The organism is Streptomyces goshikiensis, from assembly GCF_014650555.1.
In the GTDB taxonomy this organism is placed as follows: Bacteria; Actinomycetota; Actinomycetes; order Streptomycetales; family Streptomycetaceae; genus Streptomyces; species Streptomyces goshikiensis.
The window spans coordinates 812,349-836,086 of sequence record NZ_BMVE01000002.1; the positions used below are offsets into that span (position 1 = coordinate 812,349).

Annotated in this window: 14 protein-coding genes; 5 read left to right on the forward strand and 9 right to left on the reverse strand. The window is 72.9% G+C overall.

Annotation, left to right across the window (positions count from 1 at the left end):
- Nucleotides 1-4: 4 nt before the first annotated feature.
- Both IE248_RS08915 and IE248_RS08920 read right to left on the reverse strand, forming a co-directional pair.
- Complete coding sequence (locus tag IE248_RS08915) at nt 5-2,053, reverse strand: S1 family peptidase (RefSeq protein ID WP_190030342.1); 2,049 nt, start codon at nt 2,051-2,053, stop codon at nt 5-7.
- 70 nt (nt 2,054-2,123) lie between these two features.
- Nucleotides 2,124-3,290, reverse strand: coding sequence for a PP2C family protein-serine/threonine phosphatase (locus IE248_RS08920; protein ID WP_190030343.1), 1,167 nt, complete (start codon nt 3,288-3,290; stop codon nt 2,124-2,126).
- 196 nt (nt 3,291-3,486) lie between these two features.
- Between IE248_RS08920 and IE248_RS08925 the strand changes: the two genes are divergently transcribed.
- Together IE248_RS08925 and IE248_RS08930 are read left to right on the forward strand one after the other, a co-directional pair.
- Nucleotides 3,487-4,557, forward strand: a complete 1,071-nt coding sequence (locus IE248_RS08925) for a right-handed parallel beta-helix repeat-containing protein (protein ID WP_100580545.1) — start codon at nt 3,487-3,489, stop codon at nt 4,555-4,557.
- 38 nt (nt 4,558-4,595) lie between these two features.
- Complete coding sequence (locus IE248_RS08930) at nt 4,596-5,699, forward strand: methyltransferase (protein WP_190030344.1); 1,104 nt, start codon at nt 4,596-4,598, stop codon at nt 5,697-5,699.
- A gap of 126 nt (nt 5,700-5,825) precedes the next feature.
- On the opposite strand, the gene IE248_RS08935 is transcribed toward IE248_RS08930, so the two are convergent.
- Nucleotides 5,826-6,962: a SchA/CurD-like domain-containing protein gene (locus tag IE248_RS08935; RefSeq protein ID WP_008741191.1), complete on the reverse strand. Its 1,137-nt coding sequence runs from the start codon at nt 6,960-6,962 to the stop codon at nt 5,826-5,828.
- Nucleotides 6,963-7,219: 257 nt separating this feature from the next.
- Between IE248_RS08935 and IE248_RS08940 the strand changes: the two genes are divergently transcribed.
- Complete coding sequence (locus IE248_RS08940) at nt 7,220-8,869, forward strand: FAD-dependent oxidoreductase (protein ID WP_037798610.1); 1,650 nt, start codon at nt 7,220-7,222, stop codon at nt 8,867-8,869.
- 77 nt (nt 8,870-8,946) lie between these two features.
- Here IE248_RS08940 and IE248_RS08945 read toward each other — a convergent pair whose 3' ends face one another.
- Both IE248_RS08945 and IE248_RS08950 read right to left on the reverse strand, forming a co-directional pair.
- A complete protein-coding gene (locus IE248_RS08945) occupies nt 8,947-9,552 on the reverse strand; it encodes a TetR/AcrR family transcriptional regulator (protein ID WP_037792951.1) in 606 nt (201 codons plus the stop codon).
- Nucleotides 9,553-9,662: 110 nt separating this feature from the next.
- Nucleotides 9,663-13,160 carry a M28 family peptidase gene (locus tag IE248_RS08950; RefSeq protein ID WP_037792952.1) on the reverse strand — a complete coding sequence of 1,166 codons (3,498 nt, stop codon included), beginning with the start codon at nt 13,158-13,160 and terminating at the stop codon, nt 9,663-9,665.
- 171 nt (nt 13,161-13,331) lie between these two features.
- Between IE248_RS08950 and IE248_RS08955 the strand changes: the two genes are divergently transcribed.
- Complete coding sequence (locus IE248_RS08955) at nt 13,332-14,294, forward strand: LysR family transcriptional regulator (RefSeq protein ID WP_008741195.1); 963 nt, start codon at nt 13,332-13,334, stop codon at nt 14,292-14,294.
- Between the two features lie 18 nt (nt 14,295-14,312).
- On the opposite strand, the gene IE248_RS08960 is transcribed toward IE248_RS08955, so the two are convergent.
- Together IE248_RS08960 and IE248_RS08965 are read right to left on the reverse strand one after the other, a co-directional pair.
- Nucleotides 14,313-14,930, reverse strand: coding sequence for a TetR/AcrR family transcriptional regulator (locus IE248_RS08960; RefSeq protein WP_073772656.1), 618 nt, complete (start codon nt 14,928-14,930; stop codon nt 14,313-14,315).
- A 63-nt stretch (nt 14,931-14,993) separates the two neighbouring features.
- Nucleotides 14,994-17,054 (reverse strand): galactose-binding domain-containing protein, encoded by a 2,061-nt coding sequence (locus IE248_RS08965; protein ID WP_190030345.1) that lies wholly within the window; start codon nt 17,052-17,054, stop codon nt 14,994-14,996.
- Between the two features lie 154 nt (nt 17,055-17,208).
- Between IE248_RS08965 and IE248_RS08970 the strand changes: the two genes are divergently transcribed.
- On the forward strand, nt 17,209-21,429 hold the full coding sequence (locus tag IE248_RS08970; RefSeq protein ID WP_190030346.1) for a bifunctional nitrate reductase/sulfite reductase flavoprotein subunit alpha: 4,221 nt from the start codon (nt 17,209-17,211) through the stop codon (nt 21,427-21,429).
- A 12-nt stretch (nt 21,430-21,441) separates the two neighbouring features.
- On the opposite strand, the gene IE248_RS08975 is transcribed toward IE248_RS08970, so the two are convergent.
- The gene (locus IE248_RS08975) at nt 21,442-22,632 is read right to left on the reverse strand and encodes an amino acid aminotransferase (RefSeq protein WP_190030347.1); all 1,191 of its coding nucleotides are present in this window, start codon (nt 22,630-22,632) and stop codon (nt 21,442-21,444) included.
- Entirely contained in the window at nt 22,625-23,611 is a 987-nt protein-coding gene (locus tag IE248_RS08980) for a DMT family transporter (RefSeq protein WP_079196099.1), read from the reverse strand. Before IE248_RS08980 ends, IE248_RS08975 begins: the two co-directional genes overlap by 8 nt.
- Nucleotides 23,612-23,738 lie beyond the last annotated feature (127 nt).

A 23,738-nucleotide genomic window follows, 5' to 3' on the forward strand; every position in this document is an offset into this window, starting at 1 on the left:
TGCCCTACGGGTGCCTTCGCTCCACCCCGGCATCGGTGGCGCCGACCGGCGCTGCCGCAGGGGCGGCGCGGGGGGTTGGGGTCGTGCCTTGTGGTTCGTGGGCGGGGTCGGTGTTGGCGAGGTAGAGGAGCGAGGAGGCCACGGCGGCGATCACGAGCAGGGCTCCGAGGACGGCGAGGGCGCGCCGGCGCAGCCGGCGCTCGCGCGTGGGGTCATCGCCGCGGCCGGGTGACTCCCGGAGGGCGGCGGCCTGATGGGCGAGGGCGGGCCAGGCGTCGATCAGGGCCTCGTGCGCCAGCTCCACCGTCGGGCCGCGCTCCGGATCGCCGCCGAGGGCCAGGATCCGCCGCTCGGCGAGCGCCCGGGCGATCCGCCACCGGGTCTCCCCGGCCTCGGCCCTGGTCAAGGTGGTGCGCAGCGGTGCCCCGCCTCCCGGCGGCAGCCGGACGAGACCGGAGAGCAGGCGCAGCGCCTCCTCCCGGTCGGCGGGGCCCGCGCACGCGCGCCACGCCGCCTCCGCGTGGCGGCCGAGCGCGCCGCTGACGCCGCCGAGTTCCTCGTACGAGGTGAACCGGAGCCGCCCGGCGGCCCGTTCCTCCCAGAGCCGCTCCAGTACGAAGCCCAGCCGCGGCAGCGTGCCCGGTTCGGCCCCGGCGTCGTCCAGTACGCGGGGGACGAGACCGGGGTCGTAGGACACGGCGGGGGTGCGGTCGAGGGGGCGGAGGAGCACCTCGGACAGCTGTGCGCGGGTCATCGGGAGCAGCGGCCGCACGGTGGCCCGGCCCAGTGCCGGGCCGAGCAGCGGATGGGAGGGCGCCGCCTCCAGGAAGTCGGCGCGGAGCGTGAGCAGTGTCCGCAGGGCCTCGGGGTGCGGGTCGGGGAAGAGCAGCCCCGCAGCCTCCGGCCGGGCCGGCAGCTGCTCCGCCTGGTCGAGTACGAGGAGGTAGCGTCCGGCGGGGTCGCCGAGTGCGCGGCGGGCTGCGCCGACCAGGCCGTGCCGGGTCAGTTCCTCCTCCAGGCCGCGCAGGGCGGCGGAGCGGTCTCCTGCGTGCGGTCCCGGGCCGGCCAGCCGCAGGAGTTCGGCGGCCAGGGCCGTGCGCGGCGGGGTGTCGCCGTCGGCCCGCAGCACCAGCACCTCGTACCCCTCGGCGCGCAGCCTGGGCGCCACCCCGGCGAGCGCCAGCGAAGACTTGCCGCAGCCCGAGGGGCCGATCAGCGTGACGCCGGGGAGGTCGCCCCGCAGGAGCAGGCCGGCGATGTCCTCGGCCTCGGCGTCCCGCCCGAAGTACCCGTCGGCGTCCGGTTCCCGGAAGGTGTCCAGGCCGCGGAAGGGGGAGGCGGGGCGGAGCACACCGGCCAGCGCCGGGATCTCGGAGACCAGGCTCTCGGTGGGGATCGCGAAGCTCTGCCGGGCCCCGGAGAACTCGGCGACGACCACCATGGCGACGACCGCGCCGGCCTGCTCGTCCCAGACGGGGCCGCCGCTGAAGCCGTGCTCCAGGGGCCCGCCCTGGCGGTCGGCGGCCGAGAGCAGCACCCGGTTCTCGGCGCTCTCGCCGCGCAGCCGTCCCGCCTGCCAGACGCCGTCCGGGAACGCGCGGGTCAGGCCGAGGACCCGTACGGGGTGGCCCCACAGGCTCCCCGCCTCGGCCATCGCGAGGGGTACGGCGCCGGGGAGGGGTTCCCGGAGCCTGAGGACGGCGATGTCCCCGGTGCGGTCCGGGCTCGGCGGTGCCCAGTGCGCCACCTCGGCCGCGGCCCGGCCGGGGCCGGCCAGCGGGCGGTCCAGGGTGAGCTCCCCGGCCGGGGCCCCGGTGTGCTCGCGGGGCGGCCCGAGCGCGTTGCGGACGACGTGGGCGCAGGTGATCACCAGGTCGGGGGCGATGAGGAAGCCGACGCCGCCGACCGTGCCGTCCGTACCGGCGATGCGGACGACGGCCGAGGCCAGGGCGGCGTCGGGGGAGCCCTCGTCGGCGGAGGGCGTCACGGCGAGGTCGGCGCCGGCTCCGTCGCCGTCCGGCGGTACCCCGACCGTGTGCGCACCGGTGCTCATGGCTGCCCCACCCTCCCCATCCGCCCGTGGGTCAACTGTCCCTCATCCGGCGCGAGTTCGTGGGATGTTACTACCCCCGTACAGGGCGGGGCGGCGGTGCCGGCGGTGTTCGGGCACCCCCGCGCACCCGTTCGATCGCCACCATCGCGGCGTCGTCCCCCAGCCGGCCGCCCGGCGAGTGGCGGAGGAGATCCGCGCACAGGTGGCGCAGCAGCGCGTCCGGCCCGTCGCCGGGCCAGTCGCCGGCCCGCTCCGGCAGCGGGTAGAAGGTGCCGGCCCCGTCACGGGCCTCGATGACCCCGTCGGTGTAGAGCAGGACGACGTCCCCCGGCTCGAAGGCGAAGGTCTGCGCGGCGAAGCCGCTCTCCACGAACTGGGTGAGACCGAGCGGCGGCGCCGGGTGCTCCACCTCCAGCGCGATGACCTGCCCGCCCCGCAGCAGCAGCGGCGGCGGGTGCCCGCAGCTGATGACCTGCAAGGTCGGCGGGCCGTCGGGGATGTCGATGACGGCGGCGGTGGTGAACCCCTCGCCCGGCGGCGCGGAGTCCTCGCCGGAGCCCTCCCCTCCGTCGGGGTCGGCGGCGACGGCCGCCTCCAGATGGGCGACCAGGCCCGGCAGGTCGTCCTCCTGGTGCGCGGCGGCCCGGAAGGCGCCGAGGACGATGGCCGCCTCCCCGACCGCCTCCAGCCCCTTCCCGCGCACGTCCCCGATGATCAGCCGGGTGCCGTGCGGGGTCCGGGCGGCGGCGTAGAGGTCGCCGCCGATCTGCGCCTCGGCCTCGGCCGCCAGGTACACGGCGGCCACCCGGAGCGGTCCCATCCGGTCGGGCAGCGGTCGCAGCACCACCCGCTGAGCGGCCTCGGCCACCGAGCGGAGCTGGGTGAGCTGCTCCTCGTGGACCTCGCGCAGATGCGCGAAGAAGGTCACGAACGCCGAGATCAGCACCAGCGCGATGATCTGGAAGGTGTGGTTGAGGTCGGTGAGAGTGGTGCGCCAGATCGCGACCGTCGCCTGCGCCAGCACCGCCACCGCGCCGACGAATCCCGTCATCCTGGGCCCCGCGAACGAGGCCGTCAGGGCCGGGGCGGCGACCAGGAAGGGGCCCAGGTGCACATCGGGCGGCGCCAGGATGTCGACCACCGTGACGATCGCGATCAGCGCGAAGGGAACCGCCAGCAGCGCCAGGCGCGGCTGCGACGGCCGGCGGGATCGGGGGTGCGGCGGCCGGTGGTCCATGACTCCTGCATACACCGCGCGTCCCCCGCGGGTGCGTCCGCCGCCCCGGGGCGCACGCGGTCCACGGCGGCGGACGCACCGTCAGGGGCCGCGCGCCTCACCCTCCCGCCACGGAATGAAGCCATTTGCGCGCCGGATGTATCCATCCGCTTACCCTGTGTGGCGAACCGCGAAGATCGCCCATAACTTCGGGTTCATGACGAATCGGCAGCTCAAGTGCCTCGCAACCATCTCGGTCGTCATGGCCACCGGTATCGGCGCCGCGGCGCCCTCCTCCGGGGCGGCCATCCACAGGGTGAGCGCGGGCCAATCGATCCAGGCAGCGGTGGACGCCGCCCGCCCGGGAGACACGATCCTCGTACGCCCCGGCACCTACCACGAGAGCGTGCTCATCACGAAGCGGCTGACCCTGCGGGGAGCGGGTCCGCGCCGCACCGTGATCATGCCGCCCACGACGGCCCCCGCCGCCGGCGCCGGCAACGCCTGTGTGCAGGCGGGCAACGGCATCTGCGTCATAGGAGCCGCGGAGAAGAGCGTCGACCGGGTGACCATCAAGGGGCTCGCCGTGTCCGGGTTCGGCAAGTCGGGGATCTGGGCCAGCGGCACCGACCGGCTGCGGGTCGAGCACGTGACCGCCGAGAACAACAAGGTCTGGGGCATCGCCCAGCAGATGTCCACCCGCGGGGTGTTCCGCGACAACACCGCCCGTGACAACGGGGAGTCCGGCTTCTTCATCGCCAACACCGTCGAACACGAGGGCGGGGCCACCGACACCCTCGGCGCCGCGATCCGCGACAACACGGCGAGCGGCAACCGGATCGGCATCACCGTGCGCAGGGTCAGGAACCTCACCGTCAGCGGCAACACCGTGACCGCCAACTGCGGCGGCGTGTTCGTCGTCGGGGACGAGGGCACGCCCCGCGCCGGGGCCATGACCGTCCGCGGCAACCGGGTCACCGCGAACAACAAGCTGTGCCCCGCCACCTCCCGCCTCCCGGCCATCCAGGGCAGCGGCATCGTCCTCACGGGCGCCGAGGACACCGTCGTGCGCTCGAACACCATCACGGGCAACGTCGGCGCCTCGCCGCTCTCGGGCGGAATCGTGCTGTTCCAGAGCTTCGTGGGCGCCGCGAACACCAACAACGTCATCAGGGACAACGCGGTGACGGGCAACAAGCCGGCGGACGTGGCCGACCGGGGCACCGGGACCGGCAACACGTTCACCGACAACAACTGTGCGCTCTCCGAGCCCGCCGGAATGTGCTGACCGGTGTCCCCCGTCACCCTCAGGAGAATCGAGGCCGCATGACCACGGTAAGTTCCAACCCCACCACGCTCGCCACCCCCACCATCGCCCCGACCGTCGCCCCCCTCACCACGGACGCCCCCGCCTCCCCGCAGCCCGGCATGCGCCTGCGCGAGCTCGTCTTCGGGGCGGCCTGCGCCGCCGCCGTACGGGCGGCCGCCCGCCTCGGCGTCGCCGACGCGCTCGGCCAGTCGCCCGCCACCGCCGCGGAGCTGGCGACCGCCCTGAACTGCGAGCCGCAGCCCCTGCGGCGCCTGCTCCGCGCGCTGACCTGCTACGGGATCTTCACGGAGACGGAGGACGGGAGGTTCGCCCACACCGAGATGTCCCGGCTGCTGCGCGAGGACGACCCCAACAGCCTGCGCTACATCTCCCTGTGGTGCACCGAGCCCTGGACCTGGCAGGCCTGGCCGCGCCTCGACGACGCGGTGCGCTCCGGCGGCAGCGTCTTCCACGAGCTGTTCGGCAAGGGGTTCTTCGACTACCTGCACGAGGACGCGCACGAGTCGGCCCACGTCTTCAACCGGGCCATGACCACCTCCAGCGCCCAGTCCGCCCTCGACGTCGCCGAGCTCCTCGACCTCACCGGGATCTCGGTGGTGGCGGACATCGGCGGCGGCCAGGGCCACGTACTGGCGAGCCTGCTGGAGAAGCACCCCGAGGTACGGGGAACCCTGCTCGACCTGCCCGGCGTGGTGGAGCGGGCGGATCCGCGGCTCCGCGAGGGCGGCGCCCTGTCCGCGCGCGCCAGCATCGTCGCCGGGGACTGCCGCGAGGGCATCCCGGTCGAGGCCGACCTGTACATCATCAAGAACATCCTGGAGTGGGACGACGACAGCACCCGCAGGACCCTGCGCAACGTCATCGAGGCCGCCCGCCCGGGAGCCCGGGTCGTGATCATCGAGAACCTCGTCGACGACACCCCGTCGATGAAGTTCACCACGGCCATGGACCTGATGCTGCTGCTCAACGTGGGCGGCGCCAAGCACACCAAGGAGAGCCTGGTCAACCGCATGACCGCGGCCGGCCTGGTGCTCGGTGACATCCGGCCGGTCAACCCGTACCTGCACGCGTTCGAATGCACCGTGCCGCTGTCCGGCTGACACCGGCGGGGACCTCCCCGGCACACGACATCGCCCCGAGTCCGGCCTGGCGGCTGGGCTCGGGGCGATCGTCTCGGGGCCGCCCGTCTCAGGACCGGCCGGGGTGCACCGGCCGGTCGGGGCGGGTCAGGAGGCGTCCGGCGTCCGCCGGTCGGTGATCAGTCGCATGGCGGAGCGGTCCAGGCAGCGCGCGACCTCCTCGTCGGAGGAGAGGACACCGTCCTTGGCCTCGTCCAGCAGCCGGGCCAGCACCGCCGCCTTGTGGCCGCCCTCGATCCCGAGCGCGAGCGCGGGCCGGGCGTCGATCGGGCCGCGCATGTCCAGGAGCCGGACGACGATGTCGTCGCGCTGGAAGATGGTGCTGCCCGCGATGGGGTTCGCCGGGTCGTCGGCGGCCGCCTCGTCCTGGCCCGCGAGGAGCCTGGCGAGCGCGGTCCCGCACCCCTTCTTCGCGGGATAGAACAGTGCGTGCCGCCCCAGCCCCTCCGGCTCGTCGCCGCCCGCCGCCACCCGGTGCACCACGGGCAGGGCCGCCCGGGTGAAGAACACCCGCGCCGAATCGGGGTCGGCGAGGTCCCGGTCCTGCTCCAGGTACGGGTTGATGGCCTCTTCGAGGGCCCTGACCTCCGGCTGCAGCGCCACATGGCGCAGCGCCGCCACCAGGTCGCCCTCCACCTCCATCGCCCGGACCACACGGTTCCCGTGCATGAAGACGGAGCTGCGCCGCAAGAGGGTGTTCTCGTCGACCCGAGCCCGCGGGGAGGTGTACCCGGCCAGCAGCTTCGCGACGGCGGCCTCGCTGCCCGGTTTGACGGTGAAGGTGAGGGCGTGGCGGACCACGCCGTCCCCGCGCCGGGGCGCGGCCCGCAGGCCGCCGCCGATCGTGTCCGGAACACCGGTGGCCGGGCTCTTGGCGCCCTGGCCGGCGGTCTCCTGCAGCACGCTGAAGCGGAGCGAGCGGGTGTCCCGTACGCAGCCGTGCAGCGGCTGCACCGTCTTCACGTGTTCCTCGCTGCTCACCCAGGCCAGGAAGGGGGACGCGCTCTCCCATTCGCTGGTGATGAGCCATTGGGAGGGGTTCTCGATCGACTGGCACAACTCGTCGCTGATGTGCCCGGGGACGGACGACACCTGGCTGCGCAGGCGTTCGTAGACCTCCAGGAACTCCTTCTGGGCACCGTCGTACAGGTCAAGCAGCAGCACGACCCGAAGTCTTGAGCCGTCGAAGGCGGACTGGGATATCCGTTCCGACACGGTTGTCATCTTTCACACTCCTTCGAGACCCGGTCACCACGTCCCGTGGCATGTCACCGGTCGCTCGTGGAATTCGCGTGGGTGACCACCTGCGGATGCGGTCTGTCAACACCCGGTTACGGGTGGCACTGCCGAAACCGATCGTCGTCCGGTACGGCCAGCGGCGCGAGACGGGAGAACCATGCGGGTGAAGGAGCGGGGCGAATGTCCCGGAAAAGGGCATGAAAAGAGCATTCCCCCTCGGGCGGCAGGAGCTGGAGCAACTGATGGAAGAAGACGTCGACCACCGCGTGCCGGTCCTCATCGTGGGCGGCTCGCTCGTGGGCCTGTGCACCTCGCTGTTCCTGGGCCGTCACGGCATCAGGCACATGCTGGTCGAGAAGCACTCGGGCACTTCGAAGCACCCGCGCGGACGCGGCATCAACGTACGGACGATGGAGGTGTTCCGGGTCGCCGGCGTGGAGGAGGCGATCCGGCAGGCCGCCTCGGTCCTGGCGGACAACCACGGGATCCTCCAGGGCGGGTCCCTGACCGGCGACGACCAGGAGTGGCTGTTCAAGGAGATCGACGCGGGCGGCGCGATCGCGCGCTTCAGCCCGTCGACGTGGTGCCTGTGCAGCCAGAACGACATCGAGCCGGTCCTGATGGCCGTCACCCCCACCCTCGGCGCCGACCTGCGCTTCTCCACCGAACTCCTGTCGTTCGAGCAGGACGACACCGGGGTGACCGCGCTCGTGAAGAACCGCGAGACCGGCGAGCACAGCAGGGTGCGGGCGGACTACCTCGTCGCGGCCGACGGGCCGCGCAGTCCCGTCCGGGAACAGCTCCGCATCGGTCAGAGCGGCCCCGGAGACCTGTTCCACAACGTGAGCATCACCTTCCGCTCGCGCGGGCTCGCGGAGGTCGTGGGCGACCGCCGCTTCATCGTCTGCTACCTGACCAAGCCGGGTGCCGACGGGGCGCTGCTGCCGGTGGACAACGAGGAGAAGTGGGTCTTCCACGCGCCCTGGCACCCCGACCAGGGCGAGACCCTGGAGGAGTTCACCGACCAGCGCTGCGCGGACCACATCCGGCGGGCGATCGGCGCCCCCGACCTGGACGTCGAGATCACCGGCAAGGCCCAGTGGCACGCCGCCGAACGGGTGGCGCGGCACTACGCCGTCGGCCGGGTCTTCCTCGTCGGGGACTCCGCGCACGAGATGTCCCCCACCGGGGCGTTCGGCTCCAACACCGGCATCCAGGACGCGCACAACCTCGCCTGGAAGCTGGCCGCCGTCCTGGAGGGCGCGGCGCACCCGCGGCTGCTCCTGACGTACGAGGCCGAGCGCCTGCCGGTGGCCCGGGCGACGAGCGAGCGCGCCTCGGCCCGCTCGGCGGAGCACAGCCACCCCGGGTACGCCCCGGCTCCCGGCGCGGCCGGCGCGGCCGGCGGCCGGCAGGGCGGGGTCCTCTCCGTGGCCATGGGGTACCGCTACACCGCGGGCGCCGTCGTGGGCGGCGACGCGGAGCAGCCCGTCGTCCCCGAGCAGATGCGGCTGACGGGCGATCCGGGTTCCCGGGCCCCCCACATGTGGCTGCGCCGGGCCGGCGAGCGGATCTCCACCCTGGACCTCTACGAGCGGTCGTTCGTCCTGCTCAGCGCCGAGGGCACCCGGTGGGGCCGCGCCGCGCGGCGGGCCGCCGCGCGCCTGGACATGCGGCTGGAGGCGTACGAGGTCGGCACCGGCCCGGACGCGGGCCTGCTCCCCGAGGAGGACGGGGGAGACTGGGCCGAGGTCCACGGCACGACCCCGGAGGGCGCGATCCTGGTCCGCCCCGACGGGTTCGTCGCCTGGCGCTCCCCGAAGGGCGAGGCCGATCCGGAGCCGGTCCTGTACGAGGTCCTCAGCGCCCTCCTGGGCCGGACCGGGGACTAGCCCCGCACGTCCCCGTACCTCCCCACACGTCCCCGGACGTTCCCCGGGCCGCGCGCCGCGGCCCGGGGGCCCAGGCCCTAGGCGTCCGGGCCGGGCCGCAGGGTGCGCCAGACGGCGTCGGGGAGCAGCCGTTCCGCCTCGTCGAGGTCGAACGCGTAGGTGCTGGAGAGCCAGCGGCGGGCGGCCTCGCCGACCGGGCCCATGACCAGGACCTCGACCAGCGGCCCGGGGAGGGGGACGATCTCCCCCTTCAGCACCTGCCGCCGCGTCCAGGCGCCGATGGCCGCCAGCTTGGCCTCCTTGGCGGCGCTGATCTCCTCGGCGTGCGCCGCCAGGTAGCCGGAGTAGGCGGAGGCGTGGAGGAACAGCGCGGCGTCCCGGTGCTCGCGGGTGAACTCCAGGTAGGACCGTACGAGTGCGTGGACGCCGGTCCGGGCGGTCCGGGTCCGGGTCACGGCGGCGGTCATCGCGTCGAACAGCTCGCCCATGCACCGGGTGTACAGGGCGGCGGCGAGCCCGTCGAAGCTGCCGAAGTGGTGGTACAGACTGCCGAGGCTGACTCCGCTGGCGGCGGTGACGCTGCCCACCGTGAACCCCTGCTGGCCGTGCGCGGCGTACACGCGCAGGGCGGTCGTCAGGACCAGGTCGACCGTGGCCTCGCCCCGTTGCTGCTTTGGAGACATGCCCGTCAGGGTAGATCAGCCCGGGCCGGGCGGGACCTGCCGCGACGGCCGGGCGGCACGCCCCCGGCCGCGGGGCCGGGGACGTGCCGCTGGGTGCGAATCGGAGGGCGTCAGCTCACCTGGAGGGTGACGTCGTCCACCACGAAGGACGTCTGGAGGGACTGGTCCTCCACGCCCTTGAACTGAAGGGTGACGGTCTGGCCCGCGAAGCGGGAGACGTCGTAGGTCTTCAGCGCGTAGCCGGAGCCCGCGTCCACGTTGGACAGGGTCTCCAGGGTCTGGCCGCCGACGGAGACGGTGAACCGGTCGTAGACCACGTTCTCGTCCTCGTCGGTGTCGATGTGCAGGTAGAAGGCGAGCTGGTACGAGGAGCACCCGGACGGGACCGCCAGCGACTGCGAGGCGCTGTCCGTGCGGGAGGAGCCCCAGCCGTTCAGCCACGCCATGTACGAGCCGGCGTGCGGGGCCTCGCCGGACTGGTTGGTGATGACCCCGGCGGTGGCGGTCCAGGGGGCGCTGCCGTTCTCGAAGCCGCCGTTGACGACGAGCTGGCGCGGGGTGCAGGTACCGCCGCCGCCCCCGACGGTCAGAGTGTAGGTGGTGGTGTGGCTCGTGGTGCCGCTGCCGGTGACGGTCAGGGTGTACGTGCCCTGCGCGGCGCCCGCGCCGACCTGGACGGTGAGCGTCGAGGAGCTGCCGGACTGCACGGAGGACGGGCTGAGCGTCGCGGTGACGCCGGCGGGCGCGCCGGAGACCGACAGGGCGACGGTCTGGGCGGCGCCGCTCACGGTGGCGGTGTTCACCGTGGAGGTGACGCTGCCGCCCGGGCCCGCGGAGCCGGCGGCGGGGGAGGCGCTGATCGAGAAGTCCTGAGCCGGGGTGTCGCCGCCGACGGCCTGCTTCCAGATCGCGTAGGCGACGCCGTCGGCGCTGCGGTCGAGGACGGTCGCGCTGATGTTGGCGGTCGTGTCGCAGGAGCTGTGGTAGCAGGCGTCGTACGCCGCGTTCGCGGTGCCGCCCCACTTGGCGGCCTGCGCCGAGGTCTTGCGGGCGCTGGCGCCGGCCGCGTAACCGGAGGTGGGGATGCCGCCCTGCTGGAAGGAGTAGTCGTCACTGCGGCCCTGGCCCTCGGTGTTCTCCTCGGGGGCGAGGTTCAGCGAGGTCCAGTACGCCTTCAGCGGCGCGGCGGTGGCGGAGTTGACGTTGTTGATGAAGTAGCCGCCGTTGGTCGAGCCGACCATGTCGAAGTTGTAGTAGCCCTTGATGGCGCTCTTCTCGGCGCTGCTGAGCCGGCCCACGTAGAACTTGGAGCCGTTGAGGCCCTGCTCCTCGTCGGTCCACCAGGCGAAGCGCACGTGCTTGGTCAGGGTGGGGTTCTTCTGGGCGAGGACGAGCGCGTTCTCCAGCAGGGTCGCGGAGCCCGAGCCGTTGTCGTTGATGCCGGGGCCGGCCGAGACGCTGTCGAGGTGGGCTCCGAACATGACGACCTGGTCGGCCGGGCCGCCGGGCCAGTCGGCGATCAGGTTGTTCGACGGGTAGGTGCAGGAGGTGCAGTTCTGCTCGGTCACGGTGTAACCGGCGGCCTGCAGCTTGCCCTTCACGTACGCCAGCGACTGGGTGTAACCGGCGCTGCCCGCCCGGCGGTTGCCGCCGTTCTGGGAGGCGATCGTGTTCAGCTGGGTCAGGTGCGCCTGGACGTTGGCGACGCTGACGTCCGGCGGGTCGGTGGGCGTCGTGGTGCCGCCGACGCTGAGCGCGTAGTCGACGGTGTGCGCGAGGCTCGGACCCTGGCCCTTGACGGTGACGGTGGACGGCCCGGGAGCCGCGCTGGAGCTCGCGGACAGCGTCAGCGTCGAGGACTGGCCGGACTGGACCGTGGCCGGGCTGAAGGAGGCGCTCACCCCGGCCGGCAGGCCGGTGGCGGTGAGCGTCACCTGCTGGGCCGAGCCGGTGGTGGTGCTGGTGGCCACGGTGGTGGTGACGGAGGCGCCCTGCTGGACGGTGCCCGAGGCCGGGTTCAGCGCCATCGAGAAGTCGTCGTTCTGCCCGCTCGGGGTGCAGGTGGGGTCACCGGACTGGGCGGGCACGCTGATGGCGTCCCAGGCGGCCTTGGTCTTGTTGAACAGGTTGCAGGTGGTGGGGTCGAGCGACTTCGCGGAGCTGAGGGTCGCCGTCCGGTACTTCTTGTAGGACATGCCGCTGGTCTTGAGCAGCATGCCGCCGTAGAAGATCTTGCCGGCGCTCTGGACGCCCACGCCGGTCAGCGTGCTGGAGTTGCAGGTGGGGCTGCTCGGCTTGCCGCCGCCCGGGCTGGTGCCCTCGGCCAGCAGGTAGAACCAGTGGTTCAGGGGTCCGGCGGCGGCGTGCACCTCGGTGCCGGGTATAGCGGAGCTGTAGCAGGCCGGGTCGTTGTTGACGGCCGGCGGGTTGTACATGTTCCGGATCGGTCCGCGGCCCTGGAGGTTGATCATCTCGCCGACGGTGTAGTCCGGGACGTCGTACGGTGCCGGCTCGTTGGCGTACGCCTCCGTCAGCGCGCCGAAGATGTCGCCGGTGCCCTCGCCCAGCCCGGACTCCTGGCCGCTGGTGCCGCCGGGGGTGTTGGAGTCGATGGCGTGCCCGTACTCGTGGCCCACCACGTCGATGCCGGCGATCCACTCGTTCGCGCTGTTGCGGCCGATGGTGACCGAGCTGCCGTCCCAGTACGCGTTCAGGTCGCTGAGGCCGACCTTGCCGGGGAAGCTGCGGCCGTTGCCGTCGACGCCGTTGCGGCCGAGCCACTGGCTCAGCATGTTCCACTGCTTCTGCGCCGCGAACATCAGGTCCGTACAGCCGGTCTCCTTGGAGGTGGCGTTGCCGGTGCCCCAGGAGTCCGACGACTTCGAGAAGACGCTGCCGGTGCTGTAGTCGGCGCAGCTGAGGCCCGGCCGGTTCGGGTCGCGCAGCGAGTACGTACCGCTCGCGGCGGTGGTGTCGATGGTCAGCGGGTTCGGGCCGTTCCACTTGCTGGTGCCGCTGCCCGCGACCACCTCGTCGTGGCGGTCGACGACCTTGCCGGTGCGGGCGTCCACGAAGACGTGCAGCTTGCTGGGCGCCGTCTTCGTGCGGCCGGACAGGACGGTCTCCCAGGCCAGGACCTGCTTGTCGTCCTTGAGCCGGACGACGAGGCGGCTGTCGAGGACCTTGTCGACCTTCGCCAGCTCGCTCCGCGACGTGGCCTCCGCCGCCTTGGCGGTGACGGTCGGCGTGGTCGCCACGTCGATCACCCGGGCGGATGCCGACTGCACGGCGCGGACCTTGCCCTCGCCGTCCGCGAGCACCACCGCGTCGCCGCCGACGACGGGCAGGCCGCGGTAGCTGCGCTCGTAGGCGACCGAGTAGAGGTCCTGCACCCAGGGGGTGACCAGGCGCCGTTCGTACTGCTGCCGGGGGGAGTTGACGAGGGTGTCGAGGCCGCTGCGGACCGCCGCGTCCGCGGCGGCGACCGCGCGCTCGGCTGAGGTGGGCGCGGGCTGTGAGCGCTCCCGGGCCGGCTGCGCGGCCGACGCGGTTCCTGCCAGGGCTCCGGCGAGGCTCGCGGTCAGCGCCATGGCTGCCACGGAGGCCATCCATCTGGTGGGCTGCAAGAGTCCACTCCGATCGTGTGGGGGGGGTGGTGACGGGGATGGTCTGGCTGTTCGCCGCCGAGTATGGGCGTGTGCATGGCGAGATTGGGACATCCCTGTGCACATAAGGTCCGCGTTATGGTGTGCTCGGGTCACGCTGCGTAAGCTGCCCGGATGCAGCTGGAGTTGAGACATCTGCAAGCCGTCTGCCAGATAGCGGAAGTCGGCAGTCTGGGCGGCGCGGCACGGCGCCTGGGGGTCTCCCAGCCCGCGCTCTCCGCCCAGCTGCGCCGGATCGAACGGGTCACGGGAGGCGAGCTGTTCGTCCGCGGCCGGCACGGGGTGGAGCCCACCCCGCTGGGCCAGTTCGTCCTCGCCAAGGCGCGCCGGGTGCTCAGCGAGATGGACGCCCTCGGGGCGGAGACCCGCGCCATGGCGACCGACGCCGCCCCGCTGCGGCTCGGCTGCATCCTGCTCGTGCTGATCGACGACCTGGTCGCGCGGACCGACCTCACCCTCTCCGGGCGGGAGATCACCGTGGACGTCGAGCATTCGGTGACCTCGCTGGTACGGATGCTCGGCGCGGGCCGGTACGACGTCGTCGTGTACGGGGAGGTCAACGACCACGAGGTCGCGGTGCCCCAGGGAGCCCAGGCCCGGACCCTGGTCCCCAAGGAGCCGTTCTGCATCCGGATGTCCACCCGCCACCCCCTCGCGGGCCGGGAGGTCCTCGACCTCGCCGATCTGGCCGACGAGCAGTGGATGACCCTCGTCGAGGACGACGACGGCGGCCCCGAGGCCCTGGTCGAGGCCTGCGCGAAGGCCGGGTTCGTGCCCTCGCTGCGCTACCGGATCACCGACCGCAAGATGCGCCACGACCTGGTCGCGGCGGGCCGCGCGATCTCGCTCACCCAGCCCACCGCCCCGGGGGTGGAGGGCACCGTGATGCGCCCGCTGCTGGGTACCCCCATCACGGGCCGCATCCGCCTCGCCTGGAACCGCTCGGCGGTCTCCGCGCCGCAGGCTGAGCTCCTGTACCGGGCGGCCGCCGGGGCGTACCTCGCCAACGTCGACAACAACCCGTTCCACCGCGCCTGGTGGGACGCCCACCCGGAGGCGCACCCGCGGCTGGACTGACCACCGGCCGGGCGGGCGCTACGGAGCGAGCGCGACCGGCGTGTCGTCGAGGATCAGGCCGGCCACGTGGTCGGTGACCACGTCGAGGACGGCCGCCGCCGCCGTCCCGTCCCCGAGGACGAGGAAGTTCAGGGTCAGCCCGTCCGTCATCGCGGCCAGATAGCGGGCCAGCACCGGAACGGGCACGCGGAGCTCGAAGTTCCCGCCGCGCCGCAGCTGCTCGATGAGCTCGGCGTAGGTCGTGGAGTACAGCTCGTACTGCCGGCGCGCCAGGTGCTCGAACCCCGGCTGGCGCAGCGCGTACTGGGTGAGCTCGTAGGTGAGCATGTGCTCTTCGGGGTGGGCCACCACATGGTCCCAGTACGCCTGGAAACCGGCCCGGACCGTCTCCCGCAGGGTCGCCCGCGGCCGGATCGCCTCCTTGGCCAGTGACACGGAGTGGTCGGCGATCGTGGTGATGACCGACTCCAGCAGGGCCTGCTTGGAGTCGAAGCAGTAGTGGAAGACGCTCAGCGACACGCCCGCCTCGGCGGCGATCGACCGGGTGGTCGTCCTGGCGACGCCGTCGCGGGTCATCGCCCGGATCGCCGCCTCGGTCAACTGCCGGCGCCGCTCGGCCGACGGCATCCGTGCCATACGTGTTCCCTTCGGTCCGCGTGCGGGGCGGGCGGCCGTCCCCGGCCGCCCGCCCCGCCGCCGTCAGCTGCTGTAGACGCCGACCTCGTGCAGGGAGTAGCCCCACTTGGTGCCGCGCTGCACCCCGTGGATCCGTACGTGACGGGCCGTGATGCCGGTGAACCGTGCCGTGTCCAGGCCGCCGTCACCCGTGGTCGTGGACCACGCGGTCTGCCAGTTAGTGCCGTCGGTCGAGACCTCGATACGGTACGCCTTCCCGTACGCGGCCTCCCAGTCCAGGGTGACGCGCGAGACCAGGTTCGCGGATCCGAGGTCGATCTGGAGCCACTGGTCGTCGCTCCAGTTGCTGGCCCAGCGGGAGCCCGTGTTGCCGTCCACCGCCCTGCCCGGGGCGTAACTCGTGAACGGGTTCCACTCCGAGGAGCTGGCGGAGGCGGCCGCGCCCGCCGCCAGGTTCACCCCGGCCTTGTGCTTCTCCGAGGCCCCCCAGGTGCGGAGGTAGGACTCCGCGCCCCGGAACAGGTCGTCCACGACGCCCTGCCCGCCGACGAGGCGGATGTCCTCGATCCAGTCCGGCACCATGCCGTAGTGCGAGGCGCCGTCGGTGTTGAAGTCCCAGGTGCGCTGGCCAGTGGTCTGCTTGTCGATGACGGAACCGCCGTCGACGCTGCGGAAGGGGTACTGCACCGCGTTCGGGGCGGTCGCCCCACGCGGGCCCGGCCAGCCGCCGACGCCGTTCATGTCGGTGCCGTAGCCGTACCCGACGCCGTACTTGTCGCGCAGCGCGTCCGTGCGCTTGGCCTCCGCGCTGAACGCCTCGGAACCGTTCATGTACTGGGCGGCGAACCCGCCGAGCTTGTACAGCCGCTCCAGCCAGTCCATGTCCATCCAGCTGTGCGAGGAGATCACACCCGGGTACGACTCGGACTCCAGGATGTCGAAGGCCCGGCCCGCGGCCTTGACGCTCATGTGGTCGACTTCCAGCATCATCTTGCGTTTCATCATGCCGCGCACCGCGTACTCACCGAGGTCGGTCAGACCGCGGGTGTTGCACTGGGCGCCCGAGGCGTACTGGGGCACCGCGACCCCCGCCGGAAGCTCCTTCTGCGCCGCGGGCGCCGCCGCGAGGCCGATGGGGTTGTCGTGCTGCGGGCCCTTGCACTGCTCCGTCTGCCAGAAGGTGCCGGTCGACAGGAACTGGCCCACGTTGATCGCCGTACCGAGGGCGCCTCCGTCGAAGCGGACCCCGCACAGGGCGTTGTCGAACTTGTGGCACAGGAACATGCTGCGGACGCCGAGCCGGTGCAGCTCGTCGAGCCCCCGGTCGATGTCGGCCTTGGAACACTGCGAGACGTCCAGGATCATCTTGCAGCCGAACGGCTCGGAGGTCTCGACGCCCAGGATCACCGCCAGCTTGCCCTGCGCGATGACCTCGCGGGCCTGCGCGGAGTCGGTGACGATCCGGAACCAGCCCTTGCCCGTGCCGCCGTACATCTTGTCGACGTACGCCTGCATGTCGTACGTCTTCTGCGCCTGGAGCCGGATGGAGGTCATCTCGTCGCAGGAGCGGTCCTTGAAGAAGTAGACCGAGCAGATCACCCCGTTGGTGACGAGGTCGTTGACGAGCACGCGCTGACCGCCGCGCCAGGCCCGCTCGATCCAGGCGTAGTAGTTCTGCTGGTGGGTCAGGGAGTCATGGGCGGGCCAGTCCTTGAAGGTCGGCCAGCCGTCGGGGTCGTGCTTGCCGTCCCCGCCCTTGGTGATGAAGTCGAAGACCGCGAGGGAGCCGTCGGGGTAGTGCTCCGGACAGTCCTTGAGGGCGTCCGCCACCCCGAGCTCGGAGAAGGCCTTGCCGCAGATGAGCCGGCCGCCGAAGCCCTCGTTGGACATGATGTGGTCGTGGGCGTCGACGAAGCCGCGTACCTGTCCCTGGGAGTCGGTGCCCTTGAAGGGCTCGCCCGTCACATTGATCTGGGAGTCGGGGGCGGGCCGGGCGGCCGGGTTCCACCAGCCGGGATCGGCCGCCGAGGCACCGGGCGCGGGGCCGAGCGCCATCGCCACCATGCCGAGGAGTAAGACCAGGAGCGCGAGTGGTCGGCGCCTGCCGTGCGGGTGAGGGGTCATGGTCGAGGAGAATCTCGACTGTCGCGTGCAGAGTCAATAGTCCGGGACAGATGACCTGAAGACTCCTGGACAACACGGCCCGGACACCCGGCGTGAGCGCGATGTGACATGGGCGTAAGGAACGGTTGCTACGGTCGGCGAGCGCGATCCGATCATGAGAGGAACCCGCCCCGTGGCCCTACCGGATTCCTTGGCCGGCACCGCACAGGTGCGGACCGTCTGCTCGTACTGCGGCGTCGGATGCGGCATGCTCCTGGACGTCGCGAGGGGCGCCGACGGCAGGCGCACGGTCCTGCGGGCGACCGGGGACAAGGCCCACCCCGCCAACCACGGCCGGCTGTGCACCAAGGGCGCCACCACCGCCGACATGCTCGCGGCGCCCGGACGCCTGACCACCGCACTGCTGCGCGCCGAGCGGGACGAGGAGCCGCGCCCGGTCTCCGCGGACGACGCGATCGCCGAGACGGCCCGGCGCCTGCGGGCCGTCGTGGACGAGCACGGGCCCGACGCGATCGCCTTCTACGTGTCCGGGCAGATGAGCCTGGAGGCGCAGTACCTCGCCAACAAACTGGCCAAGGGGTTCGTCCGCACCAACCAGATCGAGTCAAATTCGCGGCTGTGCATGGCCAGCGCCGGCACCGGCTACAAGCTGTCGCTCGGCGCCGACGGGCCGCCCGGCTCGTACGAGGACCTCGACCGGGCGGACGTCTTCCTGGTCATCGGCTCCAACATGGCCGACTGCCACCCCGTCCTCTTCCTGCGCATGATGGAACGGGTCCGGGCGGGCGCGAAGCTGATCGTCGTCGACCCGCGCCGCACTGCCACCGCAGACAAGGCCGACCTCTTCCTGCCGGTCCGCCCCGGAACCGACCTCGCGCTGCTCAACGGACTGCTCCACCTGCTCGTCGAGAACGGGCACACCGACCCCGCCTTCATCGCCGCGCACACCGAGGGCTGGGAGGAGATGCCCGCCTTCCTCGCCGACTACCCGCCCGCCGCCGTCGCCGAGACCACCGGGATACCCGAGGCCGACCTGCGCACGGCGGCCGAGTGGATCGGGCGGGCGGGGGAGTGGACGAGCTGCTGGACGATGGGGCTCAACCAGTCCACCCACGGCACCTGGAACACCAACGCGCTGATCAACCTCCACCTGGCGACGGGCGCGATCTGCCGGCCCGGCAGCGGCCCCTTCTCCCTCACCGGACAGCCCAACGCCATGGGCGGCCGCGAGATGGGCTACATGGGCCCCGGCCTGCCGGGGCAGCGCTCGGTACTGGTCGACGGGGACCGCGCGTTCACCGAGGAGCTGTGGGGACTGGAGCCGGGGGCCCTGCGCGCCGACGGCTCCGGGCAGGGCACCGTCGAGATGTTCCGGCGGCTCGCGGACGGCGAGATCAAGGCCTGCTGGATCATCTGCACCAACCCCGTCGCCTCGGTCGCCAACCGCAAGACCGTGATCGAGGGCCTGGAGGCCGCCGAGTTCGTCATCACCCAGGACGCCTTCGCCGAGACCGAGACCAACGCCTACGCCGACGTCGTCCTGCCGGCCGCCCTGTGGACCGAGACCGAGGGCGTCATGGTCAACAGCGAGCGCAGCCTCACCCTCGCCAGGGCCGCCGCCGACCCGCCCGGCGAGGCCCTGGCCGACTGGCGCATCATCGCCCGCGTCGCCTGCGCGATGGGCTACGCCGACGCCTTCACCTACGACAGCGCCGAGCAGGTCTTCGAGGAGCTCAAGGGCGCCGCCAACCCCAAGACCGGCTACGACCTGCGCGGAGTCTCCTACGAGCGGCTGCGCGCCACCCCCGTCCAGTGGCCGGCCGCCACCGGCGACGGCCCGGACCGCAACCCGATCCGCTACGTGGACGACGAAGCCGCCGGGCCGGTGTTCCCGACGGCGAGCGGCCGCGCCGTCTTCTTCGCCCGCCCGCACATCCCGCCCGCCGAGATGCCGGACGACGAGTTCCCGTACGTCCTCAACACCGGGCGGCTGCCGCACCAGTGGCACACCCTGACCAAGACGGGGAAGGTCGCCAAGCTCAACAAGCTCAACCCCGAACCGTTCGTGGAGCTCCACCCGCAGGACGCGCGGGCCCTGGGCGTCGATGACGGCGACGCCGTGGAGGTGGCCTCCCGGCGCGGCCGGGCCGTGCTGCCCGCGCTGGTCACCGACCGGGTGCGGCCGGGGTGCTGCTTCGCGCCGTTCCACTGGAACGACCTCTTCGGCGAGTACCTGAGCATCAACGCCGTGACCAGCGACGCCGTCGATCCGCTGTCCTTCCAGCCCGAGTTCAAGGTCTGCGCGGTGACGCTGACGAAGGTCGCCACCGGGGTCACGGCGGACCGCGCGCCGGCCGTGGGGGTCGCGGCGGCGGGCGCCCTGGGCGCCGTGGGCGCCGGTGCGGCCGCGGGCCCGCCGTCCGGCGCCGTCGCCGCGGCGGCCGCGCTCGGCATCGAGACCGGGCCGCCGCCGGTCCTCGCCGCGCACGAACGCCAGTACCTGACCGGCTTCCTCGCCGGACTGGAATCGGGCCTGCCGGGCGTTCCCGTACTGCCGTCCGGCGCGCCGCTGCGCGAGGAGCACGCCCGCTGGGTCAACGGCGTGCTCGCCGGGTTGTACTCGCGGGCCGCGCAGCCCGCCGCGGGGGAGCGCGCCGCCGCCGAGACCGGTACCGGGCGCGAGGTCGCGGTGCTGTGGGCCTCGCAGACCGGCAACGCCGAGGAGTTCGCCGCCGCCGCCGTCCGGGAGCTCACCGCCGCCGGGCACCGGGCCGCGCTCCTCGACATGGACGCCACCCATCCCGGCGCCCTCCCCGACTCCGCCGACCTCCTCGTCATCACCAGCACCTTCGGCGACGGTGACGCCCCCGACAACGGCGCCGCCTTCTGGGACGCGCTGGCCGCCGCCGACTCACCCCGCCTGGATGGCCGCCACTACGCCGTGCTCGCCTTCGGGGACTCCTCGTACAGCGACTTCTGCGGACACGGCCGGCGCCTGGACGAACGCCTCGGCGAGCTGGGCGGCGTCCGCCTGGCCCCCCGTACGGACTGCGAACCCGACTACGAGGCCTCGGCGGCCGCGTGGCTGGAGCAGGTGCTGGCCTCCCTGCGGGGCGTGGCCGGGGCGGCGCCGGGCCGGGCCGGGACACCGGCTCCCCGGGCGGCCGGGGCGGCCGGGGCCGCTGCGGGGCCCGCTGCCGGGCCCGGGCCGCGCGGGCCGGCGCCCGTCACCGCCCGCCTCGTCGGCAACCGGCTGCTCAGCCTGCCCGGCTCCGCCAAGGAGGTCCGCCGGTTCACCTTCGACATCGGTGACGGCGAGAGCCCGCTCCGCTACGAGGCGGGGGACGCGCTCGGCATCCACCCCGTCAACGCGCCCGGCCTCGTCGCCGAATGGCTCGCGGTCACCGGAACCGATCCGGCCGCCGAGGTGCACCCCGGCGGCCGGACCGGCGCCGGCGGAACCGGCGGGACCGGCGGAACCGGTCCCGGCGCGGTGACCTGGGCCGAGGCGCTGCGCCACCACCTCGACATCACGAAGATCACCCCCGGTCTGATCCGCTTCCTCGCCGAACGCGGCGGCGACCACGGACTGCGCCGGCTGCTGCGCACGGACAACAAGGACTGCCTCGCCCAGTGGTGCTGGGGCCGCCAGGCCGTGGACGCGGTGGCCGAGTTCCCCGTACGCGCCGCGGCTCACGAGTGGGCCGAGGTGCTCGGGCGGCTCCAACCGCGCCTGTACTCCATCTCGTCCAGCCCGCTCACCGATCCGCACCAGGTCTCCCTGACCGTCTCCGTCGTGCGGTACGAGAACCTCTCCGGCCGCCCCCGCCAGGGCGTCTGCTCGCCCTTCCTCGCCGACGCCGAGGAAGGAGCCTCCGTCCCCGTCTTCGTCCGGCGCTCCCCGGCCTTCCGGCCGCCGGCCGACCCGGCCACCCCCATGATCATGGTCGGGCCCGGTACCGGGGTGGCCCCGTTCCTGGGCTTCCTCGAAGAACGCCGCGCGCGCGGCCACCGCGCCCCCAACTGGCTGTTCTTCGGGGAGCAGCACCGCGCGACCGAGTTCTACTACGAGGAGGAGCTGACCGCCCTGCGCGCGGACGGCACCCTCACCCGCCTCGACACCGCCTTCTCCCGCGACCAGCGCGTCAAGGTCTACGTCCAGGACCGGATGCGCGAGCACGGACCGCTGCTGTGGTCCTGGCTCCGCGACGGGGCCCACTTCTACGTCTGTGGGGACGCCTCCCGGATGGCCAAGGACGTCGACGGGGCGCTGCGCGAGATCGCGCGCGTCCACGGCGGCCTGACCGAGGCCGAGGCCGCCGTGTTCGTCAAACAGCTCGCCGCCGACAAGCGCTACGTCCGCGACGTGTACTGACGGCGGCCGCCGTCAGCAGGTCCGTTCGAGGACTCCCGCGATGCCCCGCGCCAGGCAGGTGATCCGGTCCGCCGGCAGGCCCGCGATGTTGATCCGGCCCGCGGTCGTGCCGTAGATGGCGAACTCGCCGCGCAGCCGGACCATCTGCTCCGCGGAGAGCGGCAGCATCGAGAACATGCCCTTCTGGCGTGCCAGCGACGCCGCCTGGATGTCCCAGCCGAGGGCGCCCAGGCGCGCGGCCAGGCCGGCCCGGTTGGCCTCGATCCGCCCCCGCATGGCGTCGAGTTCGGTCCGCCAGGCGGTCCGCAGCCCGTCGTCCTCCAAAATGGCCGTCACCACGGCGGCGCCGTGCTCCGGAGGCATCGAGTACAGCGTCCGGGCGGCGTTCTGCAGCGCCGTCTCGACGTGCCGCAGCGACTGGCGGGACGCGCCGAGCACGACCGCGCACCCGGTGCGGTCGCTGTAGAGGCCGAAGTTCTTCGAGCAGCTGATGGCGATGAGCATCTCCGGCACCCGCTCCGCGAGCATCCGGGTGGCCGCCAGGTCCGCTTCGAGGCCGTCGCCGAGCCCGTGGTAGGCGAGGTCGACGAACGGAACCCAGCCCTCCAGGGCGGCGAGGGAGGCCAGTGCCTCCCAGGTCCGTGCGTCCGGGTCCACCCCGCTGGGGTTGTGGCAGCAGCCCTGGAGCAGGACGACGTCGTCGCGGCGGGCGCCCGTGAGGTCGCGCAGCATGCCCTCCGCGTCGGAACGGCCCTCGGAGTCGAGCCAGCCGTACGTACGCACCTTCAGCCCGGCGGCCTCCAGGATCGGCCGGTGGTTGACGTAGGCGGGGTCGCTGATCCACACGGTCGTGCCCGGGCGGGTCCGGCAGATCAGATCGGCCAGCAGCCGCAGCGCGCCGCTGCCCGCGACGGTCTGGACGGCCACGGCCCGCTCGGAGGCCCCGCCGTCGCCCAGGACCATCGACAGCATCGCCCGGTTGAAGGCGGTGTTGCCGGAGAGCCCGCGGTACTCCTTGGAGACGGAACGCTGCGCCAGCCGTATCTCGGCCTCGCGCACGGCCGCCATGACCGGCGTGCCGCCCGTGTGGTCGCGGTACACGCCGAGCACCAGGTTCAGCCGCTCGGGCCGCGCGTCGGCGCCGAACGCCTCGGTCAGGTCCCACAGCGGATCGACGGGCGGCGGAAGGAGGAGCTCAAGCATCTGCGGGAACCTCGGCTCGGGGGTGGGTGAGGGACCGGGGCCGGGGGCGCCGGTTGGCGAGGACGACCCCCGCGGTGATCAGGGGGACGCCGATGAGCACGGCGAGCGTCGGCGACTCGTGCAGCAGCGGGACGGCGAGCAGCACGACGGCGACCGGGCTGAGGCTGCCCACGACCGAGCTGCGCTCCGCGCCGAGCCGGCGGATGGCGAACGCGTACAGCAGACCGGCGCACAGACCGACGCCGAGCCCCTGCACCACCAGGAACAGCAGGACGTCGCCGGGCGCGGCGGAGGCGATGCCGGTGGGGAGCACGCCGGTGGCGACCAGGAGGACCATCACGGTGAACGAGGGCAGGCACAGCAGCCCGATCGAGCCCACCGGATCGAGGTCCACCTCCTTCAGCCCGACGGTGTACAGCGCCCACAGCCCGCTGGCGACGAGCAGCACCCCGGCGCCGGCCAGCACCCCGGTGTCCGGCGGGGCGACGTAGCGCCAGACGAGGGCGATCACACCGGCGGCGATCAGCGCGAGCCCGGCCACCTGGGTGCCCCGGGGCGCGGCGCGGCCACCGGCGACCATCAGCGCGGAGACGAACAGCGGCACCATGCCGGGGACGATCGAGCCGACGAACGCGGCGGAGGTCAGCGAGCCGCCGTACATCGCGGCCAGGAAGAACGGCACCCCGGCCCCGCAGATGATCTTCGCGGCGGCGGCCGGGCGCACCGCCGCGATCCGCCGGCGGCGCCGCCAGAGCGCGGGGGCCAGGACGAGGACCGGCACGCCGAAGCGGAGCAGGGCGGCGTCGGCGGGCAGCAGGGAGGAGCTGCTCAGGGCGCGGGCGCTGAGCGCGAACGCGGCCCAGATGGTCACGGTCACCAGCAGCGCCAGCATGCCGCGCGCGTGCGGGGACGGCCACGCGCGGCCCGTTTCCCGGGCGTCCGGGAGGGCAGGAGCGGGCAGGGTGTCGGGTATGGCCAAGACGGCTCCTCCAGCCTCAGGGGGCCGCTTTCGGCCATGGGGCAACGCTAGAACTTTGCCCGGGGCAGCCGATTGCCAGTTCTGCCTCCTACGCATAGCTTTGGGGCAGAATCTGCCAAGGAGTGGT